The sequence below is a fragment of the Bradyrhizobium sp. 164 genome (assembly GCF_023073715.1).
GTDB lineage: Bacteria > Pseudomonadota > Alphaproteobacteria > Rhizobiales > Xanthobacteraceae > Bradyrhizobium.
This window is the reverse complement of sequence record NZ_JADPKA010000027.1, coordinates 76,759-97,059: the sequence shown is the minus strand read 5'-3', so window position 1 is coordinate 97,059 and position 20,301 is coordinate 76,759. Positions and strand designations below refer to the sequence as shown.

Sequence of the window (20,301 nt, the reverse complement as noted above, 5' to 3'; positions counted from 1 at the left end):
GGTCTCCTTCCAAGCCATCGGCAAGCCCTCCTTGCCGAATAGTTGACCTGTTACCCATGTCGCCGGTCTAGTCTGTTACCCATGTAGCCGGTTTGGACCGGTCCCCATCCTCCCCTGGAGGGGGAGGATCGATCGCGCGAAGCGCGAGCGAGGTGGGGTGAAGCCGCACAAATGGTCTCTCGCCTGTCCGCAAGCTCGAATCCTCAACACCGCCGTCGCCGATAGTCTGTCACCCCACCCCGGATCGCATCGATGATGAGATCCGACCCTCGCCCTTCAGAGGAGGGTAAGAAGTCACCGCGCATCGGGCCTGGAATTCGACGGCAGCGGAGGTGGGGACCGGTGCGAAGGCGGCGGATCGCGCCAGGCGCCTGCATTGCGGCCAGCGATCAGCCAGTAGACCACGCCGGCGACGATGCCCGCGCCCGTCATGATCTCCAGGTGGCGCCGCACGATACCCTCGAATTGGAACGTATCGCCGTGGAAGGGGACGAGACCGAGATAGCAGGCGAGCCCGACAAGGCCGCCGCCGACGGCGTAAGCCAGCGCGCTGCGGATATAGAGCGCCTCGGTGATCGCGACGATCACCGCCGCCGGCACCAGCGCGAAGCCCGAGACGAAGATGAAGCCGAAGCCGAGCAGGATGTCGATCGTGCCCTGATCGACGGGACCTGCGCCGAGATCGGCGAATTCCGGAAACAGCAGCGCGACGACGACGATCATGCCGCCGACGAAACAGGCGACGAGAAAGCCGATGAAGATGACGACGAGGCGGCCGATCAGGGACATGACGTCAGCCTCACCGTCATTGCGAGGAGCAAGCCGGTCCCGCCTTCGGCGGGCCGGATGACAGGCTCCGCGACGAAGCAATCCAGACTGCCTCCGCGGAAAGATTCTGGATTGCTTCGCTGCGCTCGCAATGACGCGGATGCGAAGGCGCAGGGATTACCTGTCAATCCGTCATCGCCATCGCACGCAGCGCCTGGCGTTCACGCGCCGAGAGCTTCTCCGTCTCTGACTTGAGCTGGCCGCAGGCCGCGAGGATGTCGCGGCCGCGCGGGGTGCGAACCGGGGATGAATAGCCGGCATTGAAGATGTATTCGGAGAACTTCTCGATCTGATCCCAGTCCGAGCATTCATAGGCGGTGCCGGGCCAGGGATTGAACGGGATGAGGTTGATCTTGGCCGGAATGCCCTTTAGCAGCTTCACCAGAAGTTTTGCATCGTCGAGCGAATCGTTGACGCCCTTGAGCATCACATATTCGAAGGTGATGCGGCGCGCGTTCGAGGCGCCGGGATAGTCGCGGCAGGCCTGCAGCAGTTCCTTGATCGGATATTTGCGATTGAGCGGCACGAGCTCATTGCGCAATTCGTCGCGCACCGCATGCAGCGAGATCGCGAGCATCACGCCGATCTCCTCGCCCGCACGCACGATATTCGGCACCACGCCCGAGGTCGACAGCGTGATGCGGCGGCGGGAGATGCCGACGCCTTCATTGTCGCCGACGATCAGCAGCGCATCGCGCACCGCATCGAAATTGTAGAGCGGCTCGCCCATGCCCATCATCACGATGTTGGTGACGCGGCGCGTGCCGTCTTCGCGATCGGCCCAATCGTTGAGGCGATCGCGCGCCACCATCACCTGTCCCACGATCTCGCCGGCGGTGAGGTTGCGCACTAGGCGCTGGGTGCCGGTGTGGCAGAAGGAGCAGTTCAGGGTGCAGCCGACCTGCGAGGAGACGCAGAGCGTGCCGCGATCGGTCTCGGGGATGTAGACGCACTCGACTTCATGCGCCTTCTGGATGTTGTCACCGCTCGGCAGACGCAGCAGCCATTTGCGGGTGCCATCGTTGGAGATCTGCTCGGCCACGACCTCGGGCCGGTCGACGGTGAAATGCTGCGCGAGCTCGGCGCGAATGCCCTTGGAAACCGAGGTCATCTCGTCAAAGCTCTGGGCGCCGCGGAAATAGAGCCAGTGCCACAGCTGCTGCACCCGCATCTTGCGTTGCGCCGGTGCGACGCCGATCTCGCCGAGTCGATCGGCGAGTTCGGCACGCGACAGGCCGATCAGCGAGGGCCTCGCCGGCGGCACATAAGTTTCGAGCGGAGTCTTCTCCACCAGGATTGCGTTGTGCGGCTCGGTCGTCGGTTGCATTGAGTGGACCTGATGGGTTTTGTCGTTCCGGGATGGTCCGGAGGACCAGACCCGGAACCTCGAGATTCCGGGTTCGATGCTGCGCATCGCCCCGGAATGACGGGAAATCTGGAACAGCCCCTATATAGCAACCGGATCTGCCGATTGCGACCGCGGCTATGACTTAGCCTTACCGCCTGCAATCCTATCTTTTGCAGTCCTGGGCGATCTTATCGAGCGCCTGGGCGAGGCCCTTCAGCGAGAAGGTGTCGGTCGTCTCGGTGCCCTTGGCCGAGACCCCCTTGACCACGAGATCGGCGGATTTGCGCATGGCTTCGACCATCCGCTCCTCCTCGGCCGCGTTCTTGATCCAGAGACCATCGCCCTGCGTATACATTGCGAAAGCAGCGCCGCCGACCTCGGCCGTCGATTCCGAGCCCGGTTTCAGCGCATAGCCGATCATGACCGAGACTTCGTTGTTGACCTTCTCGGCCGGCCGGGTCGACACGAACGCATAAGCAGGATCGCGCGGCCGGTTCGGCGGGTTGGTCTTCGACGACGAGGGCTTGGCCAGCGCGAAACAGACCTTCTTGCCGTTCGGCGTGGCTGAATAGGCGCCCCAGGTGCCGAACTGGCCGATCAGGGTCGGCTCCGCGCCGCCCGCAACCGCCGCGGGCGCCGCCGCCGGTTTGCTCTCTGGCTTTGCAGCCGTCTTGGCAGTCGGATGGGCCGCCGGCGGCGCCGGCTTTGGTGCCGCCTTCGGCGCCGGTTGCGGCGTCTGCGCCCGCGCGAGATCGGCGATCCCGCACGTCATCATGCCGATCATCAAAACGAAAGATAGCACCCGCCACATGCTGGAGTGGTTCCCTCAATATTGTGACTGGAAGATGGCCCGGCCGTGTTTTGTCCCCCGGCAGGGATAGCCGGGAAAGTCCAATTTGGGAAGGCAGTTAGCGGGTTGTCAGCACTAGGCTCGGGATCGCGCGGCGCGCTGCTCGGCCCATTGCGCCTCGGTCCAGCCGAGCAGGTCCTCGGCCCCGGAACTGCGCAAATGCGCGCCCCCGTCGATCACCACCATCTCGCCATTGATATAGCCGGCGCGGTCCGAGACCAGGAAGCTGGCGAGGTCGGCAAGTTCGCCGTGCTCGCCGGTGCGGCCCAGCGGGTTGCGGGCGGTCCAGCCTTCGTCACGCCCCTCGGGGCGGAGCTGCCCCGACGCGCCCGCGGTCGGGAACGGTCCCGGCGCGATGGCAACGGTTCGGATGCCCTTCGGACCCCATTCCACGGCGAGACTTTTGGTCATCGCCAGCAGCGCCGACTTCGCCATCGCCGAAGGCACGGTGAAGGCGCGGCCGGTGATGGTCGAGGTCGAGAGGATCGAGAGCACGACGCCGCCATGCTTACCCTCGATCCACCGCTTGCCGGCGGCGAGCGTGCAATACATCGCGCCATGCAGGGTCGGCGCGAGGATCGCGTCCGCGGCGCGGAACGAGAGATGCTCGCTCTGCGCGATGAAGGTCGCGGCAGCATTGTTGACGAGGATATCGAGCGGGGCCTCGCGCCAGATCTGATCCATCATGTTGTCGACGGCCGCACCGGCGCGAACGTCGCAGGCGATCGTCGTGACCTTGCCACCGGTCTCTTTGCGCATCTCGCTCGCCGTTGCCTCGAGCCGGTCGAGCTTGCGGCCACAGATCACGAGCTCGGCGCCGAGTGCGAGGAAGCGACGGCCCACCGCAGCGCCGAGGCCCGAGCCGCCGCCGGTGACGAGGATGCGCTTGCCGTTAAGCAGGTTTGTTTCAAACATCGTTTGAATCCTTATCTCCGCGGATTTCGTTATTGCGAGGAGCGAAGCGTCGAAGCAATCCAGACTATTTCCGCAGGGCGGACTCTGGATTGCGTCGCGGAGCCTGTCATCGGGCCGCGCTTGGCGCGGACCCGTTGGCTCGCAATGACGTGATGATAGGCCGAACAGAACGATCAACAAAGAATCCGGATTGTCCGGCTGCTCTAAATCCGGCAAAACCGGGCCAATCATAATTCCACTCGAAACGCTCCAGGTGCCGCCATGAAAGCCATCCTCTGCTCGCAATATTGCCAGCCCGACGATCTCGTTCTGGCTGACGTGCCGGATCCGGTAGCAGGACCGGGCGAGGCCGTGATCGCGATCAAGGCGGCGGCGCTGAACTTCTTCGACATCCTGATGATTCAGGGCAAGTATCAGATCAAGCCGCCGTTCCCGTTCTCGCCGGCCGCTGAAGTCGCGGGTGTGATCGAGAGCATCGGCGCTGGCGTCACTGATCTGAAGGTCGGCGATCGCGTTGTCGCCTCCTGCGGCCACAACGGCGCGCGCGAGAAGATCGCGCTGCCGGCGGCATCGATCGTCAAGATCCCTGACAATCTCGACTATGATCGCGCGGCCGGCATCATCATCATCTACGGCACCGCGCTGCATGCGCTCGAGGATCGCGCCAGTCCGAAGCCGGGCGAGACGCTCGCGGTACTGGGCGCAGCCGGCGGCACGGGCCTTGCTGCCTGCGAGCTCGGCAAGCTGATGGGCCTGAAGGTGATCGCCTGCGCCTCGTCGGACGAGAAGCTCGAATTCGCCAGGGCGCACGGCGCCGAACTGACGCTCAACTACGCCAAGGAGGATCTGAAGGAAGGTTTGCGCAAGCTCACCGACGGCAAGGGCGTCGACATCATCTTCGATCCCGTGGGCGGTGCTTACGCCGAGCAGGCGCTGCGCTCGATCGCCTGGGAGGGTCGTTTCCTCGTGATCGGCTTCGCCGCCGGCGACATTCCGAAGATGCCGCTGAACCTCGCACTGCTGAAGGGCTGCGACATCCGCGGCGTGTTCTGGGGCGCCTGGACCCGGCTCAACCCGGCCAAGAATCGCGCCAATCTGGAGAAGCTCGTGAAGTGGACGGCGGAAGGCAAGATCTCCTCGCATGTCGACCGCACCTTCCCGCTGGCCCAGACCGCGGACGCGTTGAAGGTGCTCGCGGGACGTCAGGCGATGGGCAAGGTGATCTTGCATCCGTGATGGCGACTGCGCTGTCGCGATTACCCGCGCCATGACAGCTGAGTTCATGGCCTCCCATTCGCACACGGCCACCTGGTAAGGTCTCCTCAACCAGCGCGGGCAAAATTGAGGTGCATTCCACAACCTCGCCCGAATCAAACCCAAATATTTCCCGATTCGCCCCAACCGTCGTCGCTTTTTGGGCTGATTCAGGTTGCGATTTACCGGCTCCAGTTTGCTGGGCGCTCCTGGACAACAACAAAAAAACTGAAACCGGTATGCCCCGCGTCGTGTCAGTCTTGGGGAGCATCACCATGGAGACGACGGCGTTCCGTCCGTCCAGGGAATCGAGGGTATTCGATTCCGATCAAGCCGCATCACATCCGTCCACCGCATCGTACATCCGTGCGCGCGCCGCACGGATCGATCTGTCACCCGACGACCCAATTCCACTATTCCTGTCCGATCCGCGCGGTGCCCCGAACCCGGACGAATATACCTCGCTGGAGTTGCGTCCCCGGGTCAGAATTGTGCCGCGCGTTCTTGCGGTCGGTCTCGCAGCCGTTCTCGTGGCGTCCATCCTGGCAATTCTGGCCGCGCTGTTTCAGTCCGATCTTCGCGGCATCTTCGATGCCGGTGGCTCGGCAGTCGTCGCGCTGGAGCAGGCGGTCGCCTCCGCCAACCCGTCGGCCGTACCGCAGAGCCCGCGCAAGGATTCGGCGCGCGTGACCGAGCCGCGCCTGGCGAGCGCTGACGCGCAGGATCTTCCTGCACCGCCGAGCCGCGAGGAGATCGCGACCGCCTATCAGAGCGCGCTGCAAGCCCACACGCCTGTGCCTCAGCCCGCGCCGGTGGCGGCACCGCCTGCGCCCCCTCCGCCCGCCAGGACGCTCGACGCCGACACGCTGGCCGGGCTGATGACGCGCGCGAAGAGCCTGTTGGGAATCGGCGACATTGTTGCGGCCCGCCTGTTGCTCGAACGCGCCGCCAATGCACAGGATGCGGCAGCGGCGTTCCTGCTGGCGCAGACCTATGACCCGGCCGTGCTGGGCACTAGCGACGCGCGGCGCATCGCCGCTGACGCGACCGCCGCGCGCGACTGGTACCAAAAGGCCGCGGCACTCGGATCGGCGGAGGCGCGGCAGCGCCTCGCCCAGCTTCAGAACTAGACCGCTTCAAGGGAACATCATGCGTAACGCTTTGGGAATGGCGCTTGCCGCCATCATGACGATCTGTGCCTTCGCGGCGCGCGCCGATCAGACCGAATACGATCCCGCCAAGGTCTCTGACGGCCTGAAGGCCATCTTCCAGTTCGGCTCGACCTCGACCAAGCAGGCGCTGAACGCCAACACGGTCACGCTGATCACCGGCACGATCGGCGGCACCTATGTGCAATTCGGCGCCGACCTCGCTTCCGTGCTCGACGACGGCAACAAGATCCGCGTGCTGCCGATCGTCGGCCGCGGCTCGGTGCAAAGCGTCGCCGATATCCTGTTCCTGCAAGGTGTCGATCTCGGAATCGTGCGTGCCGACACGCTCGACTATCTCGAGCGCAAGGGTTTTGCCAAGGACATCAAGAAGCAGTTCACCTATGTCACCAAGCTCTACAATGAGGAGATGCAGGTGATCGCGCCAAGATCGGTCGCGACGCTCAAAGACCTCGAAGACAAGACGGTGAGCGTGGACCTACCGAACGGCGGCACCTTCGTCACGGCGCTCACCGTGTTCGAGCGGCTCGGGATCAAGGCGAAATTCGTCTATGTCGAGCAGCGCATCGCGATGGAGAAACTGAAGGCCGGCGAGATCGACGCCGTCATCGTGGTCGGCGGCAAGCCGTACAAGTCGGTCTCGACCTTCGGCAATGACGGCCGCTTCCATCTTGCGAAGGTCGACTATGCAAAGCCGCTGCAGAGCGACTATCTGCCAGCAACGCTGTCCGCCAAGGACTATCCGAACCTGATCAAGGAGGGCGAGAGCGTGGACACGATCGCGGTGCCTGCGGTGCTCGCGGCCTACAACTGGGCGCCCAACACCGAGCGCTATCGCAAGCTCGCGCTGTTCGTTGACGCGTTCTTCACCAAATTCCCCGCGCTCCAGAACCCGCCCTTCCATCCCAAGTGGAAGGAGGTCTCGCTCGCGGCGCCTTTGTCGGGCTGGAGCAGATTGCCGGTGGCGCAGCAATGGCTCGACCGGCACGGCGTCGAGCCGGTGACGCGCCAGCGCTTCGAAGCGTTCCTGAAGCAGAGCCCGGCGGCCGCGCAGGTGTCCGATGCGGACAAGGAGACGCTATTCAAGCAATTCCAGGCATGGGACGCGGAGAAGACGCGTGCGGGGGAAAAGAAGTAGTGGCGCCGTCACTCCTCCGCCTTATCCACCCCGCGCTTCAGCGCGGCACGGGCGGCCTCGCGGTGCTCGTTCGTGATGTGGCCGGCCACCATGCGGATCGCGGTGGCGAGCACGGCGGCGTCATCGGCGAAACCGAGGATCGGCATCACATCAGCGACGAAGTCGAATGGCAGGATGAAATAGGCGATCGCCCCCAGCAGCGAGGCCTGAACATGGCGCGGCGTCTGCCGGTCGAAGGCGCAGTAATAGGCCGCGAGCAGGTCTTCGGCGAACGGCAGTTGCGCGGCAACGCGCTTCAGCTTGCGCCAGAAGCGGCGGCGAACGCCCTCCCGGTCTTCCGCGAGCCGATCGGCGGGCTCAAAGCCGACGCTGTGTTCCGCAGCCATGCTCAAACTCCCCTTTCAGCCGGAGCGGCGGATCGCCGCGTCGCCTGCTGATCACAAGATGGGGATAAGGCCAAGCGCTGCAAGACGTCAGCCAGGTGTCAGCCGGCGATGGCGTTCATCGCCTTGGCCAGCTCGATATCGAGCGCAGTAACGCCGCCCGCGTCATGGGTCGACAGCACCACCTCGACCGTCTTGTAGACGTTGCGCCATTCGGGGTGGTGATCCATCTTCTCGGCGACCAGCGCCGCGCGAGTCATGAAGCCGAAGGCCTGGTTGAAATCCTTGAAGACGAAGGTCTTCCCGATGGCGTCGCGGTCGGACACCTCGCCCCAGCCTGGTAGTCCGCCGAGCGCCTGCTTGCGCGCCTCCGCCGATAGCCGCTCTACCATGATCGCCTCCGTCGTTCAGGGGAACTTTACCCTAACACCGTGTCGATGCCCGGGTTCATACGGGATTTCGTCCATTCCCGCTAACCATGAAGGAGATGTAACCCCGCCGGACAAGAAATTTGCTACAATTGCGGGCGTAAATCGCCGGCGAAGATGAAACTGAGCCTCAAGCGCCTGTTTGGGAGATCGATGACCGGGGGACTGAACCTGGCCGAAACGCCCTCTCCGCCTTCGCCGCGATCCGCGGCGCGGAAGACCGCGCTCGTGTCTCTGGCGCTCGTGCTTGCGATCGTCGGTGCGCTCGCCGGCGGTTACTACTTCGCGATGCGGCCGGTGACGCTGAAGATCGCGGTTGGTCCCGCCAGCAGCGATGACGTCAAGGTCGTGCAGGCGCTGACCCAGGCTTTCACGCAGAACAAGAGCCAGGTGCGGCTGCGCCCGATCCAGACGGACGGCGCCACCGCCAGCGCCAATGCCCTCGCGGAAGGCAAGGTCGATCTTGCCATCGTGCGCGGCGACCTCGATGTGCCGAAGAACGCGCAGGCGGTCGCGACGCTGCGCAAGAATGTCGTGGTGCTGTGGGCCGTAGCGGGCAAGGGCAAGAAGAAGGGCGCCAAGATCACCAAGGTGGCACAACTCGCCGGGCATCGCATCGGTGTCGTCGGCCGCACCCAGGCCAACGTCAACCTGCTCAAGGTGATCCTTCAGCAATACGGCGTCGATCCCGCCAAGGTCGAGATCGTGCAATTCCCGGCCAACGAGGTTGCCGAGGCGATCAAGGCCCAGAAGGCCGACGTCTACCTCGCGGCCGGCCCGGTCAACAGCAAGATCACGGCGGACGCGATCTCTGCATCGGTCAAAGAGGGCGGCACGCCGACTTTCCTCGCCATCGATTCCGCCGACGCGATCGCGCAGAACCACCCGGTCTACGAATCCGCGGAGATTCCAGCCGGCGCCTATGGCGGTTCACCCGACCGTCCGGACGACGAGGTCAAAACCATCAGCTTTGCGCACCACATCGTGGCGCGCAAAGCTGTGTCCGAAACCACCATCGCGGCATTCACGCGGCAGCTGTTCGCCGTGCGCCAGCAACTGGTGACGGAATTCCCGCTGGCGGCGAAGATCGAGACGCCCGACACCGACAAGGATGCGGTGATCCCCGTGCATCCCGGCGCCGCCGCCTTCGTTGACGGCGAGGAAAAGACGTTTCTCGACAAATACAGCGACTACATCTGGTGGAGCCTGATGGCGCTCTCCGCCATGGGCTCGATCGGCGCCTGGTTTGCCGGCTATCTGAAGAAGGACGAGCGCGACAACAACAGCCATTTGCGCGAACGCCTGCTCGACATGATCACGGCGGCCCGCAAGAGCGAGACGACCGAAGAGCTTGACCAGATGCAGGCCGAAGCCGATGTGATTTTGCGCGACACGCTGCGCTGCTTCGATCACGGTGCGATCGAGGAGGCCGCGCTCACCGCCTTCAACATCGCACTCGACCAATTCCATGCCGCCGTCGCCGACCGTAAGGCGGTGCTGTTCAGCCTGCCGCAGACCCCGCCACGCAGGGGCACGCAATTCAGAGCCGCCGGCAACGCGTAGCGCCTGCGCGTTATTGCTGCGTCACATTGTCTCAATATAGGGTCTGATTTCATCGTGGCGGCTGCCGCAAGGCACCCGTCCCTGGCGAAATCGGGACCGTCCATGAACATCACATTCTCACGCCGCCGTTTCCTCACTACCAGCGCCGGCGCGCTTGGCACGATCGCGATGCCTTATCTGTCGCGAGCGGCTGACCGGCCTGCGGTCACCCATGGCGTACAATCAGGCGACGTCACGGTCGACGGCGGCGTGGTATGGGCACGCACCGACCGGCCGGCTCAGATGCTGGTCGAGGTGGCGACGACGGAGTCGTTCAGGGACGCTCGCGCGCTGCCGCCGATCGCGGCGCTGCCCGAGAGCGACTTCACGGCCAAAATGCTGATCGAGAACCTGCCGAGCGGACAGGACATCTTCTATCGCGTGCGCTTCCGTGATCTCTCGCATAGCGCGGTCGAGGGCGAGCCGGTGACCGGCCGCTTCCGCACCGCGCCGGCCGACCGCCGCGATGTCAGCTTCGTCTGGGGTGGCGACGTCGCCGGCCAGGGCTGGGGCATCAACCCCGACGACGGCGGCATGTTCACCTTCGCCGCGATGCGCAAGCATCGTCCGGACTTCTTCCTGCACTCGGGCGATACGATCTACGCCGACAGCCTCGTCCAATCCGAGGTGAAGCTCGCCGACGGCAAGATCTGGAAGAACGTCACGATCCCCGAGAAGGCCAAGGTCGCGGAGACGCTCGACGAGTACCGCGCCGCGCACAAATACAATCTGACCGACGACAACCTCCGCGGCTTCAATGCCGACGTGCCGATCTTCGTGCAGTGGGATGACCACGAGGTCACCAACAACTGGTCGCTGTCGAAGGAGTTGCCGGCGTCATACAAAGTCCGCGACATCACGCTGCTCGCCGCGCGCGCCTCGCGCGCCTTCCACGAGATGTATCCGATGCGCGAGAGCATCACTGAGCCGGGCCGGATCTATCGCCAGATCTCCTACGGCCCGCATCTCGACGTGTTCGTGCTCGACGAGCGCAGCTATCGCGGCGCGAACGGCGCCAATCTGGAAACGGAATACGGACCGGCCAGCCACTTCCTCGGACCCGACCAGATCGCCTGGCTCAAGCGCGGCCTGTTGAATTCGCGCGCGACCTGGAAGGTGATCGCCTCAGACATGCCGCTCAGTCTCATCGTCGCGGACACGCCGAAAGGCGGATCGGAAGCGATTGCGCAAGGCGACGGCCCGGTACGCGGCCGCGAGTTCGAGATCGCGGACATCCTTCGCTTCATCAAGATGGCGCCGATCAGCAACACGGTGTGGCTGACCGCGGACGTACACTACGCCGCCGCGCATTATTACGATCCGAACAAGGCGCAATTCCAGGATTTCGAGCCGTTCTGGGAGTTCGTCTCGGGTCCGCTGCATGCGGGCACTTTCGGTCCGAACGCGCTCGACAACACCTTTGGGCCGGAGGTGCGCTTCGTCAAGGCACCCGGCAAGGACAGCCAGAACCTGCCGCCGTCTGCCGGGATGCAGTTCTTCGGCCACGTCAAGATCGACGGCGCCTCCGGCCAGATGACGGTGACCTTGCGCGACCGGGCCGACGTGGCGCTGTGGTCGACCACGCTCGACCCGAAATCTGCCTGAACCTCAGCGATCGCGCGTCCGCAGCGCAGCCTCCAGCGCCTCGCTCGAGCACGGCTTTTGCAGCCGCGGCCGCGCCGCAAATTCGGGCGGAATCCGCGTTTCGGCACCATAGCCGGTGACGAAGACGAATGGGACGTTCAGCGCCACCAGTCGCTCGGCGATCGCAAAGCTCTTCTCGCGGTTCAGCTCGACGTCGAGCAGGGCGAAATCGGGAGCACCTTTCGCGATCGCGTCCAGCGCCTGCGTCACCGACCCGGCGGTGCGCACGTGCCTCACGCCAAACCCGAGCAGACGGTCCTCGAAATCGATTGCAATGATCGGATCGTCCTCGACGACCAGGACGTCGGCAGGATATGGGAAGCCATCGGGAAGTGCGGGTGCCATGATCGCATCTTGGAGCGAGAGGTTTTTCTGATCAGGACAGCCGCGCCACAACGCCTGCGCCCAGCGCATCGGAGGGTTCCCGGAACGAAACCACCACATCACAGTTCTTCCGTCTGTCCACTTGTGCACACAGGAAACGGACGGAACCCGGTATTGTGGAAAGGTATTGTGGAAAAGAGCACGGGGGGTTCACGATGGATGCGCGTATCGGCAGTACAAGCGAGGTCGACAGCCGGCCGATCAACAATCTGTTGCGGCGCCTGAGCCCGGCGGATTACGCCCTGCTCGCGCCGCACGTCACCATCGAGGACTGCGCGGCCGGCGAACTGCTCTACAATCCCGGCGATGACGTGCAGGTCGTCCACTTCCCCTGCGGACCTTCGCTTGCGACCTTTCTCGTCCCTAACGAGGATGGCCGCGACGTCGAGACCATCCTGGTCGGTCGTGAAGGCGCGGTGGGCGGCATCGTCAGCGAGGGATTTCTGCCGGCCTATACCCGCATCTGCGTGAAGTTCGGCGGCCCATTTTCGCGCATTCACGTCGGCAAACTGGAAGCAGCCAAGACGCGTTCGCCGTCGCTGCGCAACATCTTCGCCCGCTATGCCGATTGCATGCTGGCGCAGATCTTCCAGTCGACCGCCTGCAACGCCATCCACTCGATCGAGCAGCGCACGGCCAAATGGATCTTGGCGGCGATGGAGCGAACCGGCGGCGAAAGCAGCGTGCCGCTGACGCATGAGCAGCTTGCGACATTGCTCGGAGTGGGACGCAGCTATGCGAGCCGCGTGCTCCAATCGTTCAAAGCCGAAGGCGTGCTCGACACGAGGCGCGGCTCAATTCTCGTCCGCAGCCGCGACGGCCTGCGCCTGCGCGCCTGCCTCTGCAACGATGCAGTGAAGCTGCACTTCGAGGAAGTGTTGCGAGGCGTCTATCCAACGGAGGAGCGGGAGGCCGGATAGCGGACCTAATCTCGCCTCTTCCTTCTCCCTTGTGAAGGCAGTGCACATGGGAGAGGACATGCGCGCTCCTCTGGCGTGATCGTGCTATACTCTCCGCCGCATGAGTGGGGCTTTCCTTCATACGGTCTTCGATATTGCAGCATGGCTGGCGGCGGCAGCTGCCGTCTACTGGCTGTCGCGACAGGGCTTGCGGTTTCCTGCGCAATCCTTCGAAATGTCCTACATCGCCGCCCTGGTGTTCGGCGCAGGCGTCGGCGCCTACCTGTTCGGGTCGGCCAATCTGTGGCTGTCGGGCCAGAGCGGCGTTGCGCGCTCGGTCGAGGGTGCGCTCGCCGGCGGCATCGTGGCGATCGAGCTCTACAAATGGTCCGCAGGCATCACGGTGCGAACCGGCGCCCGTTTTGCCCTGCCGCTGGCGCTCGGCATCGCAATCGGCCGGATCGGCTGCTACTTCGCGGGCCTCGACGATTTCACCTACGGCACGCCCACGGCGCTGCCCTTCGGCCATGATTTCGGCGACGGCCTCCTTCGCCACCCGGTGCAGCTCTATGAGAGCACCGCCATGGGCGTGTTCGCGCTTCTCTATGTGCTGGCAGTCTTGAACCGAAACCGGTTTGTGGTCACCAATGGTTTCTACCTGGTGCTCGTCTACTATGGAGCGCAGCGCTTCCTGTGGGAATTCCTCAAGCCCTATGGCACGCTGATCGGCCCCTTCACGCTGTTTCACCTGCTGTCGCTGTCCATCCTGCTCTACGCCGCATTCATGCTGACGACGGCGCCCAAAGCGAGATCCCTGCATGAACGCGCCGTTGCGTAGGTCGCGTCCCTATATCTTCTGGGGCCAGACCCAGTCCCTTTGCGAGACCTGCCTGAAGCTGGTGCCGACCAAGATCCAGATTCTCGGCAACGAGGTCTGGTACGAAAAACGCTGCAAGCAGCATGGCGTCCAATCAACGCTGGTGTCGACGGACGCGGCCTATTGGCGTCTGTGCAAGGATTTCATCAAGCCTGGTGATCGGCCGCTGCAATTCCAGCAGCGTACGGAATTCGGCTGCCCCTATGATTGCGGCCTGTGCGCCGACCACGAGCAGCATTCCTGCCTGGCGCTGATCGAGATCACCGAGCACTGCAATCTCACCTGCCCAGTGTGCTTTGCCGAATCCTCGCCGGCGCGGACGCGGTTCACACCGCTCGCAACGGTCGAGAGGATGCTGGATGCGCTGGTCGCGAGCGAGGGCGAGCCCGACCTGGTGCAGATTTCCGGCGGCGAGCCGACGCTGCATCCGGATTTCTTCGAGATCCTTGACGCCGTGCGCGCCCGCCCGATCCGCCACGTCATGATCAACACCAACGGCCTGCGCATCGCCCGCGAGAAGAATTTCGTGGCGCGGCTCGCCGAGAACAAGCGCGGGCTGGAGGTCTATCTCCAGTTCGATTCGCTGCAGCGCGAGCCGCTGATCAATCTGCGCGGCGCGGACCTTCGAAAAATCCGCCAGCAGGCGCTGGAGAATCTCGAGCATTATGGCGTATCGACCACGCTGGTCGCAACCATCAAGCGCGGCGTCAACGATGCGGAGATCGGCGACATCGTTCGCCACGCGCTCACCTGGAAATGCGTGCGCGGGGTCACGCTGCAGCCGGTGCAAGACGCCGGCCGTAACGAGAATTTCGACAAGAACACCGACCGCATCATGCTGTCGGAAATCCGCAAGCGCGTGATCGAGACCGACGTGTTCGGCGACAAGGACATGATCCCGCTGCCCTGCAATCCCGAAAGCATCTCGATCGGCTATGGCCTGCGCAACGGCGAGAAGGTGCTGCCGCTGACCTCGCTGATCCCGCAGGAGCAGCTCGTCGCGGTCATGCCCAACACGATCAGCCCGGAGAAATATCCGGTGCTGAAGGAGAAGTTTATTGACCTCTTCTCGCTGTCGTCGGGCCCGCTCAACACCCCCGAACGCGTCTGCGAACTGCTATGTTGCCTGCCGAGCTTTCAGGTGCCGGAAGGGCTCACTTACGAGAACGTGTTCCGCGTCACCATCGTGCAGTTTCTCGATCGCTTCAATTTCCGCGTCGGCAACGTCAAGCGCAGCTGCATCCATTTCGTGACGGAGCAAGGCTCGATCATTCCGTTTGACACCTACAATCTGTTCTACCGCAACGGAAAGATCGACGGCATTCGCGCGGCTCTCGCTGCACAGGCGACCGAAGGAGCCTTGCAAGCATGAGCATCAGCGACATACCGCCGCCGGGACTGCCTCCTGCCCCGGCGAACAAACGCGGCGGCTGCCTGACCGCCCTCATGGCGATCTTCGGGCTGGTCATGCTGCTGCCGGGTGTCTGCGCCCTGCTCTTTGGCGGAATGTCGGTGGTCGAGGACGGCCGGATCGCCTCCGACATCGCGCCACTGGTCTTCCTGGGACTGGTCGTGGGGATCGGCGGCGTTGCCCTGATCTGGGCGGCGATCAAGGGGCGGCGCGCTTAAGGCCGCTATTCGCCTAACCCCCGGAGATTCCCGGACAAAATTCAGTCAACCAACGGCCAAAGTACACATTGTTTTTTGGCTGTTTTTGCATATATTGCGCCGCAACGCGTAGGGCGCCCGGTCTGATATGGCCGGGCTTCCCTTTTGGGCGGCGAGCGCCCGTTTCCAGTCTTTCAGCGTTGTTTCGAGAAGAGGTCCCGGTCCGACCGGCGAGATCGCGCTTAACCCATTGTTCGAACGCAAAGAAGCTCACTCATGAACCTCCGCAACGTTGCCATTATCGCCCACGTCGACCACGGCAAGACGACCCTGGTCGACCGCCTCCTCCAGCAGTCCGGCACGTTCCGCGAGAACCAGAAGGTGACCGAACGCGCCATGGACTCCAACGATCTGGAGCGCGAGCGCGGCATCACCATTCTGGCCAAGGCGGCCTCGGTGCAGTGGAAAGACACCCGCGTCAACATCGTCGATACCCCCGGCCACGCCGATTTCGGCGGCGAGGTCGAGCGCATCCTGAACATGGTAGACGGCGCGCTGGTGCTGGTGGACGCCGCCGAAGGCCCGCTGCCGCAGACCAAGTTCGTGGTGTCCAAGGCACTCAAGGTCGGCCTGAAGCCGATCGTCGTCATCAACAAGGTCGACCGTCCCGACGCGCGCCCGACCGAGGTCATCAACGAGGTGTTCGACCTGTTCGCAGCACTCGATGCCAGCGAGGAGCAGCTCGACTTCCCGATCCTCTACGGGTCGGCCAAGCAGGGCTGGATGGCCGAAAGCCCGGAGGGTCCGAAGGACAAGGGCATGGAGCCGTTGTTCGACCTGATCCTGCGCCACGTCGCGCCGCCGAAGGTCGAGGAAGGTCCGTTCAAGATGATCGGCACCATCCTGGAAGCCAACCCCTATCTCGGCCGTATCATCACCGGCCGCATCTCCTCCGGCGTGCTCAAGCCGAACCAGCAGGTCAAGGTGCTCAATGCCGACGGCAAGCTGGTCGAGTCCGGGCGCATCACCAAGATCCTGGCGTTCCGCGGCCTCGAGCGCACGCCGCTCGATGAAGCCGAAGCCGGCGACATCGTTGCGATTGCGGGCCTGACCAAGGGCACCGTCGCCGACACGTTCTGCGATCCGACCGTGGAAGTGCCGCTGCCGGCCCAGCCGATCGACCCGCCGACCGTGTCGATGTCATTCATCGTCAATAACTCCCCGCTCGCCGGCACCGAAGGCGACAAGGTGACGAGCCGCATGATCCGCGACCGTCTCTTGCGCGAGGCCGAAGGCAACGTTGCGCTGCGCGTCGTCGAAGCCGCCGACAAGGACGCGATGGAAGTCTCGGGCCGCGGCGAATTGCAGCTCGCCATCCTGATCGAGACCATGCGCCGCGAGGGCTTTGAGCTCTCGGTGTCGCGCCCGCGCGTCGTGTTCCAGAAGGACGAAGCCACCGGTGCCACCATGGAGCCGATCGAGGAGGTCGTGATTGACGTCGACGAAGAGCATTCCGGCGTCGTCGTGCAGAAGATGAGCGAGCGCAAGGCCGAGCTGATCGAGATGAAGCCCTCCGGCGGCAACCGCCTGCGTCTGGTGTTCTACGCGCCGACCCGTGGCCTGATCGGCTACCAGGGCGAACTTCTGACCGACACCCGCGGCACCGCGATCATGAACCGCCTGTTCCACGGCTATGCCCCTTACAAGGGCGAGATCCAGGGCCGCCGCAACGGCGTCCTGATCTCCAACGACCAGGGCGAGGCGGTCGCCTACGCCATGTTCAAGCTGGAAGACCGCGGGCCGATGATGATCGAGCCGAGCTGGAAGGTCTATCGCGGCATGATCGTCGGCGAGCATACCCGCGACAACGATCTCGAGATCAACGTGCTCAAGGGCAAGCAGCTCACCAACATCCGCACGACCTCCAAGGACGAAGCGGTGCGCCTGACCCCGCCGATCCGCATGACCCTGGAAAAGGCGCTCGCTTATATCGAGGACGACGAGCTCGTCGAGGTCACCCCGAAGTCGATCCGCCTGCGTAAGAAGCATCTCGACCCGAACGAGCGCAAGCGTGCGGAAAAGGCCAAGGAAGCGGTGGCGTAAAGCCCACTCTCGCGTGCCCCGGACGCAGCGCAGCGCACCAGCGATGCGGTGCAGAGCCGGGGCCCAGCACTCTCGTTTCGTTTACCCGTCGACTTGGGTCCCGGTTCTGCGCAGCAGCGCAGGCGCTGCAGCGCGTCCGGGACACGAGAGCTGCATACCTGGCCGGCTTCAGGACAATTGGCGAACGTGCTAGAGCCTGCCCATGACCTCCCTTCCCTCCTCCGCCGACGTCGCGATCATCGGCGCGGGTGCCGCCGGCCTTGGCGCCGCGCATGCGCTGCATGGCTCCGCCCTCTCCGTGATCGTGCTGGAGGCGCGTAACCGGCTCGGCGGCCGCGCCTGGACCGTGCAGGCCTCGCCTGACGTGACCTTCGACGTCGGCTGCGGCTGGCTGCACTCGGCCGACAAGAATTCCTTCGTTGCGATTGCCCGCCAGCTCGGCTTCGAGATCAACACGGATCTGCCGCCTTGGGGCGATCGCGCTTATGGCGACGCCTTTCCGGAAGCCGAGCGCATCGCCTTCGCAGACGCGATCGACGAATTCTACGAACGCGCCTGGGAGGCCGCGGAAAGCGGCGAGGACGCGCCGGCCTCCTGCTATCTCGAGCCTGGCAACCGCTGGAATCCGATGATCGACGCGGTCTCGACTTATGTGAACGGGTGCGAACTCGATCAAGTCTCGATCCTCGACATGGAGCGCTACGAGGACACGTATTTCAATTGGCGCGTGCGAGCCGGATATGGAACGCTGATCGCGGCCTATGGCGCGCCGTGTCCGGTCGCGCTCAGCTGCAACGTCACGCTGGTCGATCACTCCGGTCAGCGCATCCGGCTCCAGACCTCGCAGGGCACGATGACCGTGAACAAGGTGATCGTCACCGTCCCGACCAATCTGATTGCCGATGAGGCGATCCGCTTTTCCCCGCCGCTTCCCGCCAAGCTCCATGCCGCACGGGGCCTGCCGCTCGGTGTCAACGACAAGGTGACACTGGCGCTCGCGGATGCTGAAGCCTTTCCGACCGAGGGAAACCTGCGCGGCGCCACCATGCGCACCGCGATGGGCACCTATCACATCCGCCCATTCGGGCAGCCCTGCATCGATGGCTTCTTCGGCGGCAGCTTTGCGCGTCAATTGGAAGATGCCGGCGAGGGCGCCTTCGCCGCCCATAGCATCGACGAGATTGCAGGCTTTCTCGGCAACGACATCCGCCGCAAGCTAAAATCCCTGCGCGAGTCGCGCTGGGCGCACGATCCTTTCGCCCGCGGCTCCTATTCGCACGCGCTGCCGGGTCACGCCGGCGATCGCGCCGTGCTGGCCGCGCCGGTTGATGGCCGGCTGTTCTTCGCGGGCGAGGCAACCTCGCCAAATTTCTTCTCGACAGCGCATGGCGCGCGCGACAGCGGCGAGCGAGCGGCCAGGGAAGTGTTGGCGGCCCTTGGCAGGCCATGACCGCAAGCTCCGTCGTTGCGAGCGCGGCGAAGCATCCAGGGTCTTTCTGCGGAGAGATTCTGGATCGCTTCGTGACTTCGCTCCTCGCAATGACGAGGATACTAGTCGATCACCCGCGCCCGTAATCGGCATCGGGCACAAAACAGGCATCGTCCTTGCCGAAGATGCGATAGCGGCTGCGTGCGACGAGGCTGTACACGGGATCCCGCAGCGGCCTCGGCACGGCGAACAGCCGGCGCACCCATTCCCAGCCGGGGAGCTGAGACCGCACCGTCAGCGCGGCATCGGACTTCATGAACACCTCGCCGCCGTGGATCACTGCATTGGTATCGGGATCGTGCGGATCGATCCCGAACGTGCGCGCGAGCCGCGCCCCATAATCCGACTGGACCGGCGTGAAGCGAAACCGCTTCGCCGTATCGCGGGCGGCGACGAAGCGGACCCAGCGCGAGCAGAAAATGCACACGCCATCGAACAGGATCACATCGTCGTCGGGCCATTCAGGCATCAGCGATTGTCCCATGGCTTCTTGGCCGCCACCGGCCTGCCCTGGTTCAGCGCGCGCGCGAGCTCGCCGGTTGCGGCTTTGACGCCGGCCTCGGTTTCGATCATCCAATGACCCTCGCTGCCGACGGCCGGCAGGATACGAAAGTCGAGCTTGTCGCCACCGCCGCCAAACGCCTCAGCCAGTCTTTGAGAAAATGCCGGAGCGAAGTAACTGTCGTTGGCGGCAACGAGCCACGTGACGGGGATGCGCGCGGTCTTGCCGAATTCGGCGGCGGCCGCAAGGAGCGTATGCGGCGCGCAGATCCTGTTCGGCTCATCATTGGCATGGCCGCCGCGCCCTGGCGCGAATGCAATGATGACGGAAACCGCCTTCGGCTCGGCGCTGGCGAGTGCCAGCGCGCCCCAGCCGCCGGCGGAATGGCCGATCACCGTTGCAGCGTCCTTGCGAATGAATTCCTGCTTTCGCAAATAGTCCAGCGCGAGCCGGATTTCGTCGGCCGTTGCGCGGGCCGATCGCGCGTAGTCCGCTTCGTCGCAGCCGCCCTGGTCTTCGACATAGTGGCCGCCGGTCGCGCCGTGACCGAGCCGTTCCGGCACCAGCACGGCAAAGCCGTGCGCGACGAGATACGCCGTGAGCGCGCGATATTCCGGTCGCGGCATTTGCGCGCGACGCAAGCCATTCTGCGTCGAGGCGTGGGCGATGACCGCGAGCCGGAACGGGCCGGCGCCGACAGGGCGAAACAGCAGCGCATGCGCGGCAATGCTGGTATCCGGCGACGGCACGCGCCACTGTTGCCGGCGAAACGGTTCGCCCTCCTCTCCGGAGGGGCCAAACGTGGTCTGAGCGCACAGAGGTGACGCAGTCAGCACGGCCAGCAAACACAGAAGCGCAGGGGTGATGAGGAGCCGCATGA

General features: G+C 64.3%; 20 protein-coding genes. 11 read left to right on the top strand and 9 right to left on the bottom strand.

Annotated features, from left to right (window positions below; translation table 11 throughout):
- Nucleotides 1-294 precede the first annotated feature (294 nt).
- The 4 genes from IVB01_RS10125 to IVB01_RS10110 all read right to left on the bottom strand — a co-directional run bounded on the left by IVB01_RS10125 (nucleotide 295) and on the right by IVB01_RS10110 (nucleotide 3,941).
- Nucleotides 295-789 (bottom strand): hypothetical protein, encoded by a 495-nt coding sequence (locus tag IVB01_RS10125; RefSeq protein ID WP_247280037.1) that lies wholly within the window; start codon nucleotides 787-789, stop codon nucleotides 295-297.
- Nucleotides 790-952: 163 nt separating this feature from the next.
- Nucleotides 953-2,155 carry a 23S rRNA (adenine(2503)-C(2))-methyltransferase RlmN gene (rlmN, locus tag IVB01_RS10120; RefSeq protein ID WP_247280036.1) on the bottom strand — a complete coding sequence of 401 codons (1,203 nt, stop codon included), beginning with the start codon at nucleotides 2,153-2,155 and terminating at the stop codon, nucleotides 953-955.
- A 184-nt stretch (nucleotides 2,156-2,339) separates the two neighbouring features.
- Entirely contained in the window at nucleotides 2,340-2,987 is a 648-nt protein-coding gene (locus IVB01_RS10115) for an invasion associated locus B family protein (protein WP_247280035.1), read from the bottom strand.
- 114 nt (nucleotides 2,988-3,101) lie between these two features.
- On the bottom strand, nucleotides 3,102-3,941 hold the full coding sequence (locus IVB01_RS10110) for an SDR family oxidoreductase (protein WP_247280034.1): 840 nt from the start codon (nucleotides 3,939-3,941) through the stop codon (nucleotides 3,102-3,104).
- Between the two features lie 261 nt (nucleotides 3,942-4,202).
- Here IVB01_RS10110 and IVB01_RS10105 point away from each other — a divergent pair, with 261 nt between their 5' ends.
- The 3 genes from IVB01_RS10105 (at nucleotide 4,203) to IVB01_RS10095 (ending at nucleotide 7,502) form a co-directional block, all read left to right on the top strand.
- Nucleotides 4,203-5,177 (top strand): NADPH:quinone oxidoreductase family protein, encoded by a 975-nt coding sequence (locus IVB01_RS10105; protein WP_091882886.1) that lies wholly within the window; start codon nucleotides 4,203-4,205, stop codon nucleotides 5,175-5,177.
- Between the two features lie 293 nt (nucleotides 5,178-5,470).
- Nucleotides 5,471-6,325, top strand: a complete 855-nt coding sequence (locus IVB01_RS10100) for a hypothetical protein (RefSeq protein WP_247280033.1) — start codon at nucleotides 5,471-5,473, stop codon at nucleotides 6,323-6,325.
- A gap of 19 nt (nucleotides 6,326-6,344) precedes the next feature.
- On the top strand, nucleotides 6,345-7,502 hold the full coding sequence (locus tag IVB01_RS10095) for a TAXI family TRAP transporter solute-binding subunit (RefSeq protein WP_247280032.1): 1,158 nt from the start codon (nucleotides 6,345-6,347) through the stop codon (nucleotides 7,500-7,502).
- An 8-nt stretch (nucleotides 7,503-7,510) separates the two neighbouring features.
- On the opposite strand, the gene IVB01_RS10090 is transcribed toward IVB01_RS10095, so the two are convergent.
- Nucleotides 7,511-7,888, bottom strand: coding sequence for a YkvA family protein (locus IVB01_RS10090; RefSeq protein WP_247280031.1), 378 nt, complete (start codon nucleotides 7,886-7,888; stop codon nucleotides 7,511-7,513).
- 98 nt (nucleotides 7,889-7,986) lie between these two features.
- A complete protein-coding gene (locus IVB01_RS10085; RefSeq protein ID WP_247280030.1) occupies nucleotides 7,987-8,277 on the bottom strand; it encodes a 4a-hydroxytetrahydrobiopterin dehydratase in 291 nt (96 codons plus the stop codon).
- A 153-nt stretch (nucleotides 8,278-8,430) separates the two neighbouring features.
- Between IVB01_RS10085 and IVB01_RS10080 the strand changes: the two genes are divergently transcribed.
- Both IVB01_RS10080 and IVB01_RS10075 read left to right on the top strand, forming a co-directional pair.
- Nucleotides 8,431-9,876, top strand: a complete 1,446-nt coding sequence (locus IVB01_RS10080) for a TAXI family TRAP transporter solute-binding subunit (RefSeq protein ID WP_247494478.1) — start codon at nucleotides 8,431-8,433, stop codon at nucleotides 9,874-9,876.
- 102 nt (nucleotides 9,877-9,978) lie between these two features.
- The gene (locus tag IVB01_RS10075; RefSeq protein ID WP_247280028.1) at nucleotides 9,979-11,520 is read left to right on the top strand and encodes an alkaline phosphatase D family protein; all 1,542 of its coding nucleotides are present in this window, start codon (nucleotides 9,979-9,981) and stop codon (nucleotides 11,518-11,520) included.
- A 3-nt stretch (nucleotides 11,521-11,523) separates the two neighbouring features.
- Here the strand turns inward: IVB01_RS10075 and IVB01_RS10070 are convergent, their stop codons facing one another.
- Nucleotides 11,524-11,904 carry a response regulator gene (locus tag IVB01_RS10070; RefSeq protein ID WP_247280027.1) on the bottom strand — a complete coding sequence of 127 codons (381 nt, stop codon included), beginning with the start codon at nucleotides 11,902-11,904 and terminating at the stop codon, nucleotides 11,524-11,526.
- Nucleotides 11,905-12,098: 194 nt separating this feature from the next.
- Here IVB01_RS10070 and IVB01_RS10065 point away from each other — a divergent pair, with 194 nt between their 5' ends.
- The 6 genes from IVB01_RS10065 (at nucleotide 12,099) to IVB01_RS10040 (ending at nucleotide 18,880) form a co-directional block, all read left to right on the top strand.
- Nucleotides 12,099-12,863, top strand: coding sequence for a Crp/Fnr family transcriptional regulator (locus IVB01_RS10065; protein ID WP_247280026.1), 765 nt, complete (start codon nucleotides 12,099-12,101; stop codon nucleotides 12,861-12,863).
- A 100-nt stretch (nucleotides 12,864-12,963) separates the two neighbouring features.
- Entirely contained in the window at nucleotides 12,964-13,680 is a 717-nt protein-coding gene (locus IVB01_RS10060; protein ID WP_247280025.1) for a prolipoprotein diacylglyceryl transferase family protein, read from the top strand.
- Entirely contained in the window at nucleotides 13,661-15,091 is a 1,431-nt protein-coding gene (locus tag IVB01_RS10055; RefSeq protein ID WP_247494477.1) for a radical SAM protein, read from the top strand. The genes IVB01_RS10060 and IVB01_RS10055 overlap by 20 nt, the downstream gene beginning before the upstream one ends.
- Nucleotides 15,088-15,348, top strand: a complete 261-nt coding sequence (locus IVB01_RS10050) for a hypothetical protein (RefSeq protein ID WP_247280023.1) — start codon at nucleotides 15,088-15,090, stop codon at nucleotides 15,346-15,348. The genes IVB01_RS10055 and IVB01_RS10050 overlap by 4 nt, the downstream gene beginning before the upstream one ends.
- A 255-nt stretch (nucleotides 15,349-15,603) precedes the next feature.
- Entirely contained in the window at nucleotides 15,604-17,430 is a 1,827-nt protein-coding gene (gene typA, locus IVB01_RS10045; protein ID WP_247494476.1) for a translational GTPase TypA, read from the top strand.
- A 202-nt stretch (nucleotides 17,431-17,632) separates the two neighbouring features.
- Nucleotides 17,633-18,880: an NAD(P)/FAD-dependent oxidoreductase gene (locus tag IVB01_RS10040; RefSeq protein ID WP_247280021.1), complete on the top strand. Its 1,248-nt coding sequence runs from the start codon at nucleotides 17,633-17,635 to the stop codon at nucleotides 18,878-18,880.
- Nucleotides 18,881-18,989: 109 nt separating this feature from the next.
- On the opposite strand, the gene IVB01_RS10035 is transcribed toward IVB01_RS10040, so the two are convergent.
- Together IVB01_RS10035 and IVB01_RS10030 are read right to left on the bottom strand one after the other, a co-directional pair.
- A complete protein-coding gene (locus tag IVB01_RS10035) occupies nucleotides 18,990-19,388 on the bottom strand; it encodes a DCC1-like thiol-disulfide oxidoreductase family protein (protein WP_247280020.1) in 399 nt (132 codons plus the stop codon).
- Nucleotides 19,388-20,299: an alpha/beta fold hydrolase gene (locus tag IVB01_RS10030; RefSeq protein ID WP_247450901.1), complete on the bottom strand. Its 912-nt coding sequence runs from the start codon at nucleotides 20,297-20,299 to the stop codon at nucleotides 19,388-19,390. Before IVB01_RS10030 ends, IVB01_RS10035 begins: the two co-directional genes overlap by 1 nt.
- Nucleotides 20,300-20,301: the final 2 nt, after the last annotated feature.

Coding starts and splice junctions, on each gene's coding strand:
- IVB01_RS10055 (WP_247494477.1), top strand. CDS start 13,661: ATGAACGCGCCGTTGCGTAGGTCGCGTCCCTATATCTTCTGGGGCCAG.
- rlmN (WP_247280036.1), bottom strand. CDS start 2,155: ATGCAACCGACGACCGAGCCGCACAACGCAATCCTGGTGGAGAAGACT.
- IVB01_RS10095 (WP_247280032.1), top strand. CDS start 6,345: ATGCGTAACGCTTTGGGAATGGCGCTTGCCGCCATCATGACGATCTGT.
- IVB01_RS10040 (WP_247280021.1), top strand. CDS start 17,633: ATGACCTCCCTTCCCTCCTCCGCCGACGTCGCGATCATCGGCGCGGGT.
- IVB01_RS10065 (WP_247280026.1), top strand. CDS start 12,099: ATGGATGCGCGTATCGGCAGTACAAGCGAGGTCGACAGCCGGCCGATC.
- IVB01_RS10100 (WP_247280033.1), top strand. CDS start 5,471: ATGGAGACGACGGCGTTCCGTCCGTCCAGGGAATCGAGGGTATTCGAT.
- IVB01_RS10030 (WP_247450901.1), bottom strand. CDS start 20,299: ATGCGGCTCCTCATCACCCCTGCGCTTCTGTGTTTGCTGGCCGTGCTG.
- IVB01_RS10060 (WP_247280025.1), top strand. CDS start 12,964: ATGAGTGGGGCTTTCCTTCATACGGTCTTCGATATTGCAGCATGGCTG.
- IVB01_RS10105 (WP_091882886.1), top strand. CDS start 4,203: ATGAAAGCCATCCTCTGCTCGCAATATTGCCAGCCCGACGATCTCGTT.
- IVB01_RS10110 (WP_247280034.1), bottom strand. CDS start 3,941: ATGTTTGAAACAAACCTGCTTAACGGCAAGCGCATCCTCGTCACCGGC.
- IVB01_RS10070 (WP_247280027.1), bottom strand. CDS start 11,904: ATGGCACCCGCACTTCCCGATGGCTTCCCATATCCTGCCGACGTCCTG.
- IVB01_RS10090 (WP_247280031.1), bottom strand. CDS start 7,888: ATGGCTGCGGAACACAGCGTCGGCTTTGAGCCCGCCGATCGGCTCGCG.
- IVB01_RS10050 (WP_247280023.1), top strand. CDS start 15,088: ATGAGCATCAGCGACATACCGCCGCCGGGACTGCCTCCTGCCCCGGCG.
- IVB01_RS10035 (WP_247280020.1), bottom strand. CDS start 19,388: ATGCCTGAATGGCCCGACGACGATGTGATCCTGTTCGATGGCGTGTGC.
- IVB01_RS10075 (WP_247280028.1), top strand. CDS start 9,979: ATGAACATCACATTCTCACGCCGCCGTTTCCTCACTACCAGCGCCGGC.
- IVB01_RS10085 (WP_247280030.1), bottom strand. CDS start 8,277: ATGGTAGAGCGGCTATCGGCGGAGGCGCGCAAGCAGGCGCTCGGCGGA.
- IVB01_RS10125 (WP_247280037.1), bottom strand. CDS start 789: ATGTCCCTGATCGGCCGCCTCGTCGTCATCTTCATCGGCTTTCTCGTC.
- typA (WP_247494476.1), top strand. CDS start 15,604: ATGAACCTCCGCAACGTTGCCATTATCGCCCACGTCGACCACGGCAAG.
- IVB01_RS10080 (WP_247494478.1), top strand. CDS start 8,431: ATGAAACTGAGCCTCAAGCGCCTGTTTGGGAGATCGATGACCGGGGGA.
- IVB01_RS10115 (WP_247280035.1), bottom strand. CDS start 2,987: ATGTGGCGGGTGCTATCTTTCGTTTTGATGATCGGCATGATGACGTGC.